The 14,457-nt window shown below is 38.2% G+C and carries 15 protein-coding genes; 5 read left to right on the top strand and 10 right to left on the bottom strand.

The window, feature by feature from the left end:
- Positions 1 to 219 precede the first annotated feature (219 nt).
- Positions 220 to 1,803 carry a SulP family inorganic anion transporter gene (locus tag KIM67_RS12870; protein ID WP_213831965.1) on the top strand — a complete coding sequence of 528 codons (1,584 nt, stop codon included), beginning with the start codon at positions 220 to 222 and terminating at the stop codon, positions 1,801 to 1,803.
- A 2-nt stretch (positions 1,804 to 1,805) separates the two neighbouring features.
- On the opposite strand, the gene KIM67_RS12865 is transcribed toward KIM67_RS12870, so the two are convergent.
- From KIM67_RS12865 to KIM67_RS12850, 4 genes are all read right to left on the bottom strand, one after another.
- On the bottom strand, positions 1,806 to 2,333 hold the full coding sequence (locus KIM67_RS12865; protein ID WP_250149259.1) for a DinB family protein: 528 nt from the start codon (positions 2,331 to 2,333) through the stop codon (positions 1,806 to 1,808).
- Between the two features lie 69 nt (positions 2,334 to 2,402).
- Positions 2,403 to 2,762, bottom strand: a complete 360-nt coding sequence (locus tag KIM67_RS12860; protein ID WP_213831963.1) for a YciI family protein — start codon at positions 2,760 to 2,762, stop codon at positions 2,403 to 2,405.
- A gap of 34 nt (positions 2,763 to 2,796) precedes the next feature.
- A complete protein-coding gene (locus tag KIM67_RS12855) occupies positions 2,797 to 3,510 on the bottom strand; it encodes a membrane or secreted protein (RefSeq protein ID WP_213831962.1) in 714 nt (237 codons plus the stop codon).
- Between the two features lie 10 nt (positions 3,511 to 3,520).
- A complete protein-coding gene (locus KIM67_RS12850) occupies positions 3,521 to 4,801 on the bottom strand; it encodes a hypothetical protein (RefSeq protein ID WP_213831961.1) in 1,281 nt (426 codons plus the stop codon).
- A 114-nt stretch (positions 4,802 to 4,915) separates the two neighbouring features.
- Between KIM67_RS12850 and KIM67_RS12845 the strand changes: the two genes are divergently transcribed.
- Positions 4,916 to 6,058: a hypothetical protein gene (locus KIM67_RS12845; RefSeq protein WP_213831960.1), complete on the top strand. Its 1,143-nt coding sequence runs from the start codon at positions 4,916 to 4,918 to the stop codon at positions 6,056 to 6,058.
- Positions 6,059 to 6,132: 74 nt separating this feature from the next.
- Here KIM67_RS12845 and KIM67_RS12840 read toward each other — a convergent pair whose 3' ends face one another.
- The 3 genes from KIM67_RS12840 to KIM67_RS12830 form a co-directional block, all read right to left on the bottom strand.
- Positions 6,133 to 6,612, bottom strand: a complete 480-nt coding sequence (locus KIM67_RS12840) for a c-type cytochrome (protein ID WP_213831959.1) — start codon at positions 6,610 to 6,612, stop codon at positions 6,133 to 6,135.
- A gap of 132 nt (positions 6,613 to 6,744) precedes the next feature.
- The gene (locus KIM67_RS12835) at positions 6,745 to 7,704 is read right to left on the bottom strand and encodes a YheT family hydrolase (RefSeq protein WP_213831958.1); all 960 of its coding nucleotides are present in this window, start codon (positions 7,702 to 7,704) and stop codon (positions 6,745 to 6,747) included.
- Positions 7,704 to 8,720, bottom strand: a complete 1,017-nt coding sequence (locus tag KIM67_RS12830) for a bestrophin family protein (protein ID WP_213831957.1) — start codon at positions 8,718 to 8,720, stop codon at positions 7,704 to 7,706. Before KIM67_RS12830 ends, KIM67_RS12835 begins: the two co-directional genes overlap by 1 nt.
- Before the next feature lie 90 nt (positions 8,721 to 8,810).
- On the opposite strand from KIM67_RS12830, the gene KIM67_RS12825 reads away from it, so the two are divergent.
- Together KIM67_RS12825 and KIM67_RS12820 are read left to right on the top strand one after the other, a co-directional pair.
- Positions 8,811 to 9,086: a UBP-type zinc finger domain-containing protein gene (locus tag KIM67_RS12825; RefSeq protein ID WP_213831956.1), complete on the top strand. Its 276-nt coding sequence runs from the start codon at positions 8,811 to 8,813 to the stop codon at positions 9,084 to 9,086.
- 3 nt (positions 9,087 to 9,089) lie between these two features.
- Positions 9,090 to 10,745, top strand: a complete 1,656-nt coding sequence (locus tag KIM67_RS12820) for an FAD-dependent oxidoreductase (protein WP_213831955.1) — start codon at positions 9,090 to 9,092, stop codon at positions 10,743 to 10,745.
- 7 nt (positions 10,746 to 10,752) lie between these two features.
- Here the strand turns inward: KIM67_RS12820 and KIM67_RS12815 are convergent, their stop codons facing one another.
- Positions 10,753 to 11,727, bottom strand: a complete 975-nt coding sequence (locus KIM67_RS12815) for a nitronate monooxygenase family protein (protein WP_213831954.1) — start codon at positions 11,725 to 11,727, stop codon at positions 10,753 to 10,755.
- 117 nt (positions 11,728 to 11,844) lie between these two features.
- Between KIM67_RS12815 and KIM67_RS12810 the strand changes: the two genes are divergently transcribed.
- Positions 11,845 to 12,318, top strand: a complete 474-nt coding sequence (locus KIM67_RS12810; RefSeq protein ID WP_213831953.1) for a thioesterase family protein — start codon at positions 11,845 to 11,847, stop codon at positions 12,316 to 12,318.
- Between the two features lie 381 nt (positions 12,319 to 12,699).
- Here KIM67_RS12810 and KIM67_RS12805 read toward each other — a convergent pair whose 3' ends face one another.
- Both KIM67_RS12805 and KIM67_RS12800 read right to left on the bottom strand, forming a co-directional pair.
- Complete coding sequence (locus KIM67_RS12805; RefSeq protein ID WP_213831952.1) at positions 12,700 to 12,978, bottom strand: hypothetical protein; 279 nt, start codon at positions 12,976 to 12,978, stop codon at positions 12,700 to 12,702.
- Positions 12,979 to 13,768: 790 nt separating this feature from the next.
- Positions 13,769 to 14,326: a hypothetical protein gene (locus tag KIM67_RS12800; RefSeq protein WP_213831951.1), complete on the bottom strand. Its 558-nt coding sequence runs from the start codon at positions 14,324 to 14,326 to the stop codon at positions 13,769 to 13,771.
- Positions 14,327 to 14,457: the final 131 nt, after the last annotated feature.

The following is a 14,457-nucleotide window of genomic DNA, read 5'->3' as shown; positions in this document are numbered from 1 at the left end:
TTTTTTGGTTGGTTATTTAGTTAAGAATCGCCTCGAGTAGTTTACTTGGGGCGGTTCTTTTTTAATACTATGCCCATATTCATTGAGTTGACAAGCCCTTCAGATAAATTATTATTGGATTACCAGTGTTTCGCTCTTAAATTGCCAAATTCTTAATTCTCTTCGCATTTCAGGCTAAACCAATGATTAATAGTATTTTTGCCCGCTTTAAATTAAGAGATGAAAAAGTACCTTAATCTTTTTGACTTTTCCCAAAAGGTAAATTACCGAACCGAGATACTATCAGGTCTGACCGTAGCTTTGGCATTAGTACCAGAAGCTATTGCCTTTGCGTTGATTCCTGGATTTTCACCATTAACTGGACTATATGCTGCTTTTGTGCTGGCATTGGTAACCTCAATTTTGGGAGGTCGCCCGGGAATGATTTCTGGAGCAACGGGTGCAGTTGCCGTTATTTTTGTTGGACTGATTCTGGAACTCAAAAAAACTTTTCCCGGAATAGAGCCTACGACTATATTGAACTATGTTTTTGCTACGGTCATTATTGCTGGAATACTTCAGATTTTGGCCGGAGTACTTCGATTGGGAAAATTTATCCGTCTTGTTCCGCATCCCGTAATGTTCGGTTTTGTAAATGGACTGGCGATTATCATTTTTATGGCGCAGTTTCCTAATTTTTATGAGAAAGGAACAGAAGAATTACTGTCTGGTGCTTCACTGTACACCATGCTGGGTTTAACTTTATTGACCATGTTGATTATTTGGGGCTTTCCAAAATTGACAAGAGCGATTCCTTCATCCCTTTTGGCAATTTTGGTAGTATCTGCAATAGTGATCGGATTTGGAGTAGATACGCTGACCGTAGCGGATACTATGAAAGAAGGAGAAAGCATTAAAGGCGGTTTTCCTCCTATTTCCATTCCAAGAATCCCGATTACATGGGAAACATTTTTAATTATTATTCCTTATGCAGGAATTGTAGCTGGGGTCGGGCTTATTGAAAGTCTATTGACCCTAAATATCATTGACGAAATTACCGAAACCCGTGGTAGCGGAAACAAGGAATGTGTGGCGCAGGGTGCAGCCAACATTTTATCTGGATTTCTTTCGGGGATGGGCGGTTGTGCCATGATAGGGCAAAGTTTGATCAATACTTCTTCCGGTGCAAGAGCTAGGCTATCTGGTATTACGGCGGCAGTGATGCTTTTGGTCTTTATCATGTTCGGTAGCAGCTTGATAGAGCAATTGCCCATGGCCGCATTAGTAGGATTAATGTTCATGGTTGCCATCGGTACTTTTGAGTGGGCGAGCTTTAAAACCTTTAGAAAAATGCCAAATTCAGATGTAATCGTCATGGTGTTGGTTACCTTGATTACTGCCATTACTCATAATTTGGCTATTGCTGTTCTGTTTGGAGTTATTATTTCTGCTTTAGCTTACTCTTGGGAAAACGCTAAACGAATTCGCGCAAGAAAATATGTGGATGACAATGGTGTCAAACATTATGAAATTTATGGCCCCTTATTCTTTGGTTCGACTACGCTGTTTACTGAAAAGTTTGATATTCAAAATGACCCAACCGAAGTAATCATCGATTTTCAGGAAAGCCGTGTAGCAGATATGTCGGGTATAGAAGCCTTGAACAAATTAACTGAGCGTTACGCAAAGGCAGGAAAAAAAGTACATCTAAGACATTTAAGCAAAGACTGTATTCGGCTTTTGGACAATGCCAAGGATATCATTGAGGTCAATGTTCTTGAAGACCCTACCTATAAGGTTGTTGTGGATGATGCTTTAATATAGGCTTACTTCCTCACTTTACCTGTAAAAACACTAATGTTAGGATTAATGGGATTACCGGAAATCCTACGCATCATGGTTATCTGGCCTGTATGGTAAATACAATCGGAGAGCATTCCGTTGATCAAGTTCCAATAGGGAAAAGGCGTTTGTTTGTCTCCCTGTTGAAAGATTACCTGAAAATCCTCAAAGTCCTTAGCTTGTTTGCCTGCCACTAAATCGCTTGCCCCTTTAAGATTTTCCAAGGTCTTTTGACGCAATTCTTCATAGGAATAGATCGTAAAATCCTTGGGCCGAACATTTGGTTTTGCTTTGGGAGCATTCAATATCATTTCGGACATACCATAAATATGTTGCATGGTCTCCAGGACACTTCTGCTTTCTTTCGAAGGGCTATAGTCCAGGTCTTTTTGTGTCAATCCTTCCGTTGCCCAATAAAAGCGAAAACCGAGACCATCTATCATTCTGGTCATGATATTCCCTGAATCATAATTTTCAGGATATTCTGGAATCTCGTCATAGGGGAGTTTCATATTTTGGGCTTGAATGCAAAATGTTACAAAAAGTAAAGTGTAAAGAAAAAGTCTTTTCATGATTGTGTATTATTCAACGCATCCTTTATAAAATGGATTAAAGGGATGTATGATCAGATTAAACAGTTTATTTTGGATTGCAATATCTTGGTTTAATAGTTTTTTTACGGTTTCTAAGTCTTTTGCTTTTAAAACTAACATACCTGTATCACTGTAACGGGCACCGATTACAATATTTTTTTCTTTTCGCAATTGGGATAGAAACGCTGAATGTTCTTTAAAGTAAGGTTGTTCAGCAGGCTGTTTTTCCATATCCCAACCTTCACCAACAGTATATAAAGCGATAAAATGTTTTTCTGTCGCGGTATCCTGTGCATAAATCCAAGTTGAAAGACAACAGAAAGCAATGAAGATTAAAAAGTTTTTCATGGCGTTAGGTTTTGATTACCAGTAAAGATAGCCATTATGGATTCCTCCTGCTCCAAACCTCATAAAGCGGGTCACCTTTGCTACTAAACCCAGAGTGATGCCAATCCTCATCTTTTATACTGTAATCAAATTGAAGACTTGCACCCACTCTTGAATCATCTCGTGAAAAGAACTCGATATTTTCGGTATACTTTCCATTAACCGTGGTGTATGAGCCACCGCCCGTACCCATAAACTCTTTGGTTTCCGTGTTGTACGCAATCCATTGAAAACGGGTTCCCGAAAGTATTTTCATGGTTTTACGCGGTCGGTCGGTATCCCTGGTTTGGAATTCCCCATTGCGTTTACGACCGGACATTAACCAAGCTCCTGCCAAGATACCTGGACTACCATCATCAATTCGAGTCCATGCGCTATCATTTCCCTTAATCTTCAATTTGTCTTGGGACAGCTCAATCCTAAAAGATACTATGGCACCAATATGTTCTGAATCACCAGAGTCAAATTCAATAGTATGTGTGATTTCATCGCCTTTCAAAGCCCATTGCCCTCCATCTGTGCTCACAAAGGTCCCTGTTTTGGTATTGAACCACGTTGATGCGTAATACGCTTCAGAAATGATAAGGATATTTTTCAAGGAGTTTCCTTCAGAAGAAAAACTTGTGTTTTCCCAAGCACCTATCAAGGTCTGTGCATTTGCGGATACCCCAAGAATTCCAATAAGTAATAATAAAAAGTATTTTCCCATGGCTTTATAATTAGTTGTCGAATCCTTCCGTATAGACTACTTCACCTTCTCCATTTTTTAAGCGTACAAAATCTACTGCGCCTTTCCCCGTAAATGTAAGGATAAGCCCCATGACCTTTCCTCGGTCATCTTCAAAAGGTTCATCTATGGCAAGAGCATCGTTCAAAAAGTATTTAAAACGTCCATTGGAACTCTCCAATCGTATATCTTGCCATTCGGATAAATCTGTGCCCAAGGTGGAAAAATCGTTTTCGGTTCCAGCTAAAATGGTATCGCCCACTTTTACATTTAAGTTGCTTACACAGCCTTTATCCGTTATGCCCAACCAGCAAGAGGATTTTTCATCAATAACTTTCACTTCCATGTACGGGCAAACTATACCGGCAATAGCATCAAACTTGACTCTTGTTTCCAAGATATATTCTCCAGATAATAAGCCACTAAACTCCCGTATATTAAAATAGGAAACAATTAAGCCTTTATTAATATCTATTTTTGAGTTTTCAAATATGTTGTCGCCCACCCTAAAACTGCCATCATTTATTAATTGCGATTGGTCAGGATAAAACGGAATGGAATCCAATCTATTCGTCTTGGCAGTTGCAAACCAGCCATCTGTTTTTACATTGATTCTTATTTTTTTAATGACTTCATCATCGGCAATTAGCCTGGCCCAATGAAAACCAGGATAGTAGTACATCTCAGAAAAAGTTTTTTTGCTGGGGTCGATGCTCTTTTTATGAGTAGGATTCCAAGAACGCTGTATAAAAAAGCTATCAGCTTCAATACCCTTTAGGTCGTATGAGAAAATAACTGAATTTGGAACATTGTGAGCTACCGTTTTATTGGCTGAAAATATAATATTATCAGGGACTGATATCGGCTTGTTTCGATTGGAAATAAATATAAAGGCTGAGATAAATACCAGTACGCCCAACAACGAAAAAAGTGCGTATTTTTTAATAGGTACACTTCTTGTACTTGGTTTTTGCAGTAATGTTTTAACTACCTTGTTTTCATCTTGCCGAAAAGAATTCCAACTATCATGATCAATTAACGAAGCTAGGGCATTTAGGGTATTTAAATGTGGAATTTGATTGAACTCATTTTTCCAAAGCCGTTTCATTGTAGAAAGACTTATTCGAATATTTGATTTTTCCTCCATCAACTCTATTAAATATTCCAGATCACGCTGTCTAGGTTTTTCTCCCAATGCAAATTGCTCAGGAAAAAAGCGCTGCTCAATTAATGTGATACAACGTATTATCGAATTTCTTTCGGTTGCTTGCATGGAATAATCTATAAAATGAACGAAAAATGACCCATAGATAAACGGTTTTTGATGGCTTAAATACCGGTTGAAGGTTCAATATTGCATAAAAATAAAACTTTCAATTTTTAAGTTATGCATTATAAAGAATCCATTCAAGTTAAAATTTTTATTGTAGTAATCTATTCAATTTTTGTCCAAACGCTCAGTGCCCAAAATATACCATTAACATCGGAACATTGGATGGTTGTGGATAATGAAAATAATCAAGAGTTGGATTTAAAGGTAATAAAGTATAAAAGTAAAGATGCCATTTATTTGGGTAGACATGAAATTGCAAAACTAAAAAACAGCGCCCATACTAATTTTGTACTGGATATGGATATTGCAGGAAAAGCAATGCCCGGATTTGGGTTTAGGGCCAAAGACCTATGGGGCTATGAATTTTTATATTTTCGCGTATTTTCCGGTGGCCAAAACAATGCCATTCAGTACATACCTGTGTTCAATGGTTCACACCCGTGGCAATTGTACAATCAACCGGTTTATGAGACGGCAGGAGAGTTTCAACCAAAAGAATGGTTCCATATAAGAATTGAAGTTTTTGGAGAAAACATGCGAGTATTAATAGGGGATGAAAAAAAACCAAATATGGAAGTTGAACTTTTACAAACTGAATTGGACGAAGGCTCTATTTTTCTGAAAACCAGTTTTGCAGAGGCCTATTTTAGCAATATTGAAGTATCACCTTTAGAGAAACCATTTCAAATAGAAAAGCCAGAATTGGACAGTGGCTATTTAAAAAAATGGAGTGTTTCTGAACAAATGGATGGAAATATTCATTCGCAAAGTCAATATTTTAAGTTGTTTGAAAAGGCAGAAAAAAACCACAAATGGAAAGCCATCGAAGCAGATAATACCGGAATTATAAATTTGGCCCGTTATTATGACCATCCTGAAAAAGCTGTTTTTGCCAAAACCACAATATCATCAGATGCAGCTAAGAAAGTTACTTTGGCTTACGATTATACCCAGGTGTTGCTTATCTCCCTAAATGATAAGATAATTTTTCATGGCCGTGAACTGGATATGCATAATTTTATGCGGGTAATCGATGGGGAGGAAACTTTAGAACTCAATCTGAATAAAGGTGAAAACAAATTGGTCTTTTGGATTCGTTCTGATGATGAATGGCAAGAAGCAGTCGGTAATCCTCCCTACTTGGGGCGAGAACAGGCAATGAACTGGGGGTTTATCGCAAGGTTAATAGAAGAATGATGATTCAATATTTACGTAAAAAATGCCGCTACCCTTGTATGATAGGTAACGGCATTTTTTAAGCATGTATTTTTTTATAAAGTTCTAAGGTATTCCAAAAGTTCTCTAGCCTCCTCTTCTGAAAGGTTTTGGTTAAGCATTATAGCATTATTATACTCTTTCAGTAAGGCTTTTGCTATAGGGTCTTCGCGTAGCATACCATCTGGGTTCAATATCATGTTCATGACCCATTCTGGGCTACGGCGTTCTAAAACCCCTTCCATTGCAGGGCCGATCATACGTTGGTCTACCATATGGCAGGCCACACAAATAGCATTGAACTTAGCCTCTCCAAGAGAAGCCATTTCGGTATCGATTTCATCTGGTAAGGCGACATTTTTAATAGGCCCAACCCCTTTGTTGTCCAAATCTATTGGTATTGCTTCACTGGCTTGCGCTTTCTTGTCTTCGGATTTGGTTCGGCTTACCTCAAAACCATCTTTTTTTTCTTCTTTTTTTCCGCCACAACTGGCAACAAAAACTCCCAATGTAAGGAGTAGGATTACTTTTTTCATTGTATCAAATTGAATAGAACTAGCTACTAAATTAATTAATAAAGAGGTACTATGTTTCTGATTTCTTGAAAGGTTCATTATTTAGAGTCAATACACATAGAAAAACCTGTAAAAGGATAGGCTGTGAATTTTTTATGTTGAATTAAAAAATTCAAGCGCCCTTTTTTCTGTATATGTGATATTTTTTTCGCCCCAAAACCCTACATGCCCTCCGTATTTGGGGACTTCCAAATACAGGTTTTTGTTTTTGTCCGCTTCCTGAAAAGGATAACAAGCTTCACCCAAAAAAGAATCGTCTTTGGCATTGATGATCAAACTTGGAACAGTAATGTTTTTTAAAAATTGAAGACTGCTACATTTTGTATAATAATCCAATCCATTATGGAAACCATGTGCCTGGCTTGTGTAAAAATCATCAAAATCCAACAATGTTTTAATGGTAACTAGATCAGAATCGTTCACTAATTCAGGAAATAGAATTTGTTTTTGCCTGAGCTTAGCCAATAGGTTCTTTTTAAATCGTGCCGCATACAGTACATTTTTTGGTTTCATGATTTCTTTAGCCGATTCCTCCAAATCGCAAGGAACGGAAACCGCAACGGCAGCTTTTAGCTCTTTTGGAACCAAGGTTCTTTCACCTAGATATTTGAGGAGTAGATTTCCACCAAGACTAAATCCTTTTAAATAGATATGTGAATAGTTTTTTGAGCTCAGTACATGCTGAATGACCTCTGCTAGATCTTCTGTTGCTCCAGAATGATAAGAGCGATAGCGTGTATTTGGCTCGCCACTGCACCCTCGAAGATTTACTGCACAAACGTCAAATCCGTTCTGGTTGAATAATCTGGCACTTCCAGTTATGTACGGACGTTGGGCATTCCCTTCAAGACCATGCAATAGAATTACTAGCTGTTCTGTTGTGGTCGAACTATAACTCCAGTCCAAATCCAGAAAATCTCCATCAGATAAAAAAATACGCTCCCTTTTTTGGATAACATCGTTGACTTTTCTAACAAGACCCGCATAAATTGTGGCAAGATGCCCGTTTCTCAAGAAAAATGATGGATGATAAGAGCTAGGAATACGGGGCATTAATACAGTATATTGTCTTTAGCTTTTACAGGTTCTGGAAGTTCCGCTTCATCAAGCATATCGCGTAAATCAATCTCTATAGTGCGGCACAAGGCGGTCATTGGTACATCGTTCACCCTCCCTTCAAAGGGATCTTCGCTGTTATCCCCAACAATTTCCATGGTGGTAAAAATCCAAGAAATCAAAACGGAAAAAGGAATTTGCAGAAAAATCAACCAGTCCATACCATCGACACCATAATCTTGGTTGTGTGCCTCAAAAACATTCAGCAAACCAAAAGGCACCAGTAGAACAAAAATCCATGTGAATACTTTTGAGAAAAAAGCGTACTGCCTGGGAAATGGAGTATTTTTTATGCGCTCACACTTTCCTTGTAAATTGTAGAATTCCTCCAAAACTTTTTGCAACTGGAGTTCTTGAAAACCATCGATCAGCCCATCTTCCTTTAGCTTAGTTACGTCTAGTGCTTGATTTTTTACCAAATGTGTTGCAGGATTCACCCGCTTTCTCAAGTCACTAAACTCTCGCATGCTTACAAAGTTGTAGGCTTCGTTGCAAGAGATATTTCGTTCGCCGTGCTTATCAAAGACTTTTTCCACGGTTTTATTTTCCCTAATACTCCATGATCTGGGCTGCCGCAGCTGAACACGCAGGGCATTTAACCAAGCGACATGGCGAAGAATCAGTTGCTTATGTATTTCTTTGTCTTTCTCTAGGTCATTGGATTTTATGAATGAAAGCACACGTATACCCCATGTTCTGCTGTAATTGACGATTCCGCCCCAGATTTTTCGTCCTTCCCAAAATCGATCATAACTTTGACTGTTTTTAAAGCCGATATAAAAGGAAACCGCAATACCGATTACCGTAAGGGGTTGAAAGGGAAGGTCAATAAAAGTCCAATCCAAACCATAATAAACGCCAAAGATAATAAGGGCGTATACAGTAAAAAAGATAAGGTTCTTCCAACCATATCTTAAAACAATGCTCCAACTGATATTGCGCTTGATGTACATTTGGACAGATTATGAACTAAAAATACTTAAATCTTTCAAATTTGACTTTAACTTAAATTCCGAAAGTAAAGTTTATTGTATTTTTAAGTAATGGGCTTACGTGTAAAAAAATGTGAACATCTCGCGGCAATTTCCGATGTAAAGAGAGCAAGAGCATATGAATGTGAGGAATGTGTAAAGATCGGTGATAGCTGGTTGCATTTGCGAACTTGTCAGGAATGTGGAGTAACATTATGCTGCGATAGTTCCCCAAATAAACATGCAAGTAAGCATTCAGCTTCACAAAAGCATCCCGTTGCAAGCTCTGCAGAACCCAATGAAAATTGGATGTGGTGTTACATCCATAAAACAATATCAAAATATTAAAAAATGAAAGACCCACGTTTTCCTGAACTTACCCAAAGACAGATCAATACATTAAAAACCTATGGTGAAGTAGAAAGCCACCCTTCTGGAACAAAGATTTTTGCTCTGGGCGATTTACAGTATGATTTTTTTGTGGTGCTAGAAGGAGAGGTTTCCATAGAAGACCCCTATAACGAAAACGGAGTTATAGTTGCGCACCAAAAGAATGAGTTTACGGGAGACAGTGGTATGCTTTCCAATCGTGGAGCGCAATTTCATGCAATTACAAAAGAGAACACTACTGTTTTACGAATAACCCCAAAAAGATTAAAAGAAGCCATTGCAAGGCATAGCGATATTAGCGATGTATTATTGAACGCATTCCTGCTGCGCCAAGAAACCGTGCTTACCGAATTTACGGGAGGTATTAAACTTGTAGGTTCTGGAAACTCTAAAGAAACGTACGCCATTCGTGATTTTATGGATAAAAATCATATCTGGTATAATTTTTTGGATGTGGATACTTCAGATTCGGCACTTGAGCTTTTAGAGAATTTTAATCTATCCAAAGAAGAACTTCCTATTTTGATCAATAGTGAAGCAAAGGTATGCCAGAATCCTTCACTGGAAGAATTGGCACGTTATTCCGGGGTGCTCATGGATTTTGAGGATAAGGTCTTTGATCTTCTTGTAATTGGGGCCGGACCTGCTGGATTGGCCGGTAGTGTGTATGCCGCTTCCGAAGGTTTAAGTGTAGTGACCATAGATAGCAAGGCACCTGGAGGACAGGCAGGAAAGAGTTCAAAAATTGAAAATTATTTAGGTTTTCCTACGGGAATATCTGGGAATGACTTAGCGAACAGAGCCTATGTGCAAGCCCAAAAGTTTGGGTGTAATATTTCAATTCCCCATAAGGCAGAGAAAATAGAGCATACCGGAAGCCATTTTATATTGCATGCAACCAATGACAAACAAATAAGAACAAAGGCGATAATGGCTGCGACAGGCGCAAATTATCGTAGTCTGCCCATTGAGAATATTGAAAAGTATGAAGGTAGTGGTGTATATTATTCTGCAACGGGCATGAATGCTGCATCTTGCACCAACGAATTGGTTGGGGTAGTAGGAGGTGGAAATTCGGCTGGTCAAGCCGCACTTTTTTTGGCGGATCATGCTAGAGAAGTACATGTTGTACTGCGTGGTGGAGATTTAGGTGCTAAAATGAGCGATTATCTGGTACAACGCATAGAGGCTGCAGAAAATATATATGTACACCTACATACACAAGTTACCGAATTACATGGAGAGCATCACTTAGAGTCGTTAATTCTGGAAAGTAAGACAGGAGAAAAAACAAAAAAGAACATCACCAATCTATTTACTTTTATTGGAGCTAAACCCTGTACGGAATGGTTACAAGGTCTCGTTGTAACCGATGAAAGAGGATTTATTTGCACTGGACCTGGAATAAAACAGAAACAACTGCATAAGTGTGCAATTTATTCCGAAAGGGAGCCACAATCCTTAGAAACCAGTATTCCTGGATTTTTTGCTGTGGGCGATGTTAGAAAAGGCTCGGTAAAACGGGTCGCTTCCGCCGTGGGAGAAGGTTCCATGTGCGTGAGCCAAGTCCATCAATTTTTAGCGGATTTAAAAGATGTAGAAACTGTTGAAGCGTAGCAATTGATTATTTTGGATATATTTCCAACAAGTTTGATTGCTCCTCTATTGCCGATTTAAACTCGGATTTTAGAATATCCACCAATTCAGCAACCAGCATTGTATTTTCAATAGTGGTTACACCCTGTCCTGCGGACCAAATGGTCTTCCAGGCTTTGGCTTCTGTGTCCAATTCTTTTCCAAAGTCTATTTTGTGGTTTTTCTTTAGGTCTTCTTCACTAATACCTGCTGCCTGTAAACTTGCTGCCAAAAAGTTGGCATGTACTCCAGAGATGGCCGCAGTGTAGACTACATCGCTTGCTCCTGCATCAATGATCATCTTTCTGTATTCTTCTGGAGCTTTGCTCTCTTCAGAATTTATAAACCGGGTTCCCATATATGCCAAATCTGCACCCATCTGCATGGCAGAGGCAATGTCCCTGCCCGTACTGATGCATCCTGAAAGCAATATGGTCTTATCAAAGAATTTCTTTACTTCAGCTACCAAACTCATAGGGTTTATGCTGCCCGCATGTCCACCTGCCCCAGCAGCTACGAGAATCAATCCATCCACACCGGCCCCAGCTGCTTTTTCGGCATGTCTTTTTTTAATGACATCATGGAACACCAAGCCACCATAGCTATGAATGGCATCCACAACTTGACTAACTGCTCCCAAGGAGGTAATGACCAACGGCACTTGATGTTTTACACAGAGCTTAACATCGGCTTCCAATCTAGGATTCGTGGGGTGTACAATGAGATTTACACCAAAAGGGGCCGGTTTTTTTCCAGTCTCCTTTTCAAATTGTTGCAACTCTGATTTGATTTGGATGAGCCATTCTTCAAACCCTTCACTTGTTCTTTGGTTCAATGCAGGAAAGGTACCAACAATCCCATTTTTACAACATTCTATGACCAATTTTGGGCCAGAGATAAGAAACATTGGGGCTGCTACGGCTGGTAATGAAAGGTCTTTGATGAATTCGGCTTTATGGCTCATGTGCTTTGTGTTAAAGTATCTTTAAAAATAAGATTAATTCCCCTCTTGGATTGGATAAGATTTTCAAAACTATGGTAATTTTACAATTATTATGCATGCATAACAAAATAATCAACTATGTTTTTTAAAGAATTTGAAATAAGATGGAGCGATTTGGATGCCAATCGCCATTTAGCCAACTCGGCATATATCAATTTTATGAGCCATACACGAATGGCATATTTAGGGCAGTTGGGGTTCGACCAAAAGTCCATGGCCAAGTATAATATAGGCCCGGTAGTCTTCTTTGAGCACATGTACTACTTTAAAGAAGTATTTGCAGGAAAACCAATTAAAGTTTCCTTAGGTTTTAAGGGGATGAGCGAAAACGGGATGTTCTTTGAATTCCAGCACGATTTTTATGATGCAAATGGCAAAAACTTTGCCCGTTGCGAAATGATGGGTGCCTGGATGGATTTAAAGGAACGTCGTTTAACGGATTTGCCCCAAGTATTTTTGGATGCTTTTGCTACAATGGAAAAATCGGATGATTTTAAGACCTTAACGAAAGAAGACACAAGAAAGTTTTTTAGGGTACCGAAGGATTTGTGAAATTTATACAAGGATTAAGATGCTTCAAGAATTCAATAGGGATAGGATGTTTAGTTCAACCTAAAATGGCTTATTTACCTTCCCAAAAAACTCATCCCACTGGCTTTTAGTGAAGCTGTTCAGTTTTTGTAAAATTTGTTTTACCCTACCCAAAGTCCCTTCACTGAAAAACAAAGACCCGACGATGACCGTTATCTTTCCTTCCTCGTAACGGCCAATGTTCGTTTGCTGCGCTAGCTGTCCCCAATAGTGTAAGTAAAGGATAAAATGATGCTTTAGAAGCGCTACAAAAAGTAAATCCTGCCCACAAAGACAGGATTTATATATGCTCGATCTAATGCTTAAAGACACACAGAATAATTCTCTACGAGAAAAATTAGCTTAAAAAGTTTGCGAAGGGAACTTCTTAACAAATTCCACAACAGACTCTGAATCATATCCCTTTAGATTTTCCTTTAATAGCTTAAAAGCAGATTCACCTTCAAAACGCACATAAGACACTTTCCATTCGTCTAAATGCTCTATATACATTAAATCTATTGAAATAGAATTACCTGCTTTAAAAAGATAACCATAACCCAAACAATTCTTATCTATTCCCTTTAATGCTGGTTTATATCGATGAGAAAAACCTACACTAGTCAACTCTTCTTTTCTCATATTTAATGTGTAATTAATCCTTCTATTGAAGTATAAACTCCTTTACTATCTTTAACACGATTTATATAATGCACCTTCGTAAAACCTCAAAAAGTTCCGTTTTATTTCTTTCTTCCATTATCTTGTAAATTCAACTATAACCAAATCAGTACTTATTTCTGTTACGTTGGCATTGACAAACTATTTTCCAAAGCCATTTTTCCTGAAAAAAAGCTTTCCTTTTTGATACATCTTCATCTGCATTCACCTTTGTCGTTGCCAGTGGGGAACACAATTTCTTACTTTCTTTTTTAAAAATGTTCCTGTCTTTAAGAGTGCTTATTTAGAATTATTGGAAAAGCTCTTTTTGACATATTCACATAGTTTTATTGTATCCTTTCGGGATAAATCTACGATTTTTAGATGTTCATCTTTCGATAAAATATTGAAATATTCTACTCCATACTTTCTTTTTAAACAATATGTTTCTAAAGGTTCAATTGTATAATTTCTTTTACTACCGTAACCGTGCATTATCCATGATAAATCACCAGAAAAGTTTTCCGTCAGTCTAATGAGGTTAAAGTATATGCTATCGCCTAAATCCAAGTCTTTATAATGAAAACTAAAAGTAGATATGCTTAGTTTGTCCAATGGGTCAAAAGAATTTATTTGAGGTGAGCCAAGTTCATTATAAAATTTTAGTGTATCATAAAATTTTTTTTTCAGGTTTCGGCATCATTGACGTATTATGGTTGTTGTTATATCAATTGAGTTGACTTCATGAACATGTTACATAAAGTTATCATAACTAACAGGGGGTATCATCGAATCTTACATCATAAACCTTGTCTTTGTAAATATAGATTTCATGATATTGAAAATCATCGATAACACCTTCTTGTTTTACTTTTATCCAATTTCCATTTTCTCCTTCAATCCTTAAAATCTTGCCTTCACCAACAGTGTTAAAAATATCTTCGGCAATTTCACTACAATCATAGCCAGACCAAACCCTAGATTGGTTTTTAGCTTGCTGGAATGCGCCATCTGCTTTTTTAAGTAAATCAACAAACCCAACCTCATCCCCGTTCTTAAAAACGGTTAAATCACCAACGACCTCCTTTCCAAAGTTATCGATATATCTGGTTTCTGTAAGGATCTCCAAAACAGTTCCCTCATCCAACCATTTCAATTCCCTGTAAACCCCTTCGGCATCAACCTTTGTAACAACGTTTCCAAGATCGTCTCCCATATGAAGCACCATTTCACTGCCCGCTTTCGTGGTATTTGCACCAGACCGTGCAGCCAGTTTATACACTCCAAAGGCATTTTGCAAGTGGTCGGCCAGTTTGGTGATATTAGCCACCTTTCTTGCTTTGGTTAGCTCCCCGAAGGATACGAACATCGTGGCCAGGACCACCACATCCTTTCCAAAATGATGGACTAAAATTTCTGCGACATTGGTGTTTAAAAACAGTCCCTTAGCCTGAATGTGAA

The sequence above is a fragment of the Flagellimonas sp. 389 genome, from assembly GCF_018449435.1.
Classification (GTDB): domain Bacteria; phylum Bacteroidota; class Bacteroidia; order Flavobacteriales; family Flavobacteriaceae; genus Flagellimonas.
The sequence above is the reverse complement of the archived record's forward strand: the minus strand, read 5'-3'. Positions and strand labels throughout refer to the sequence as shown.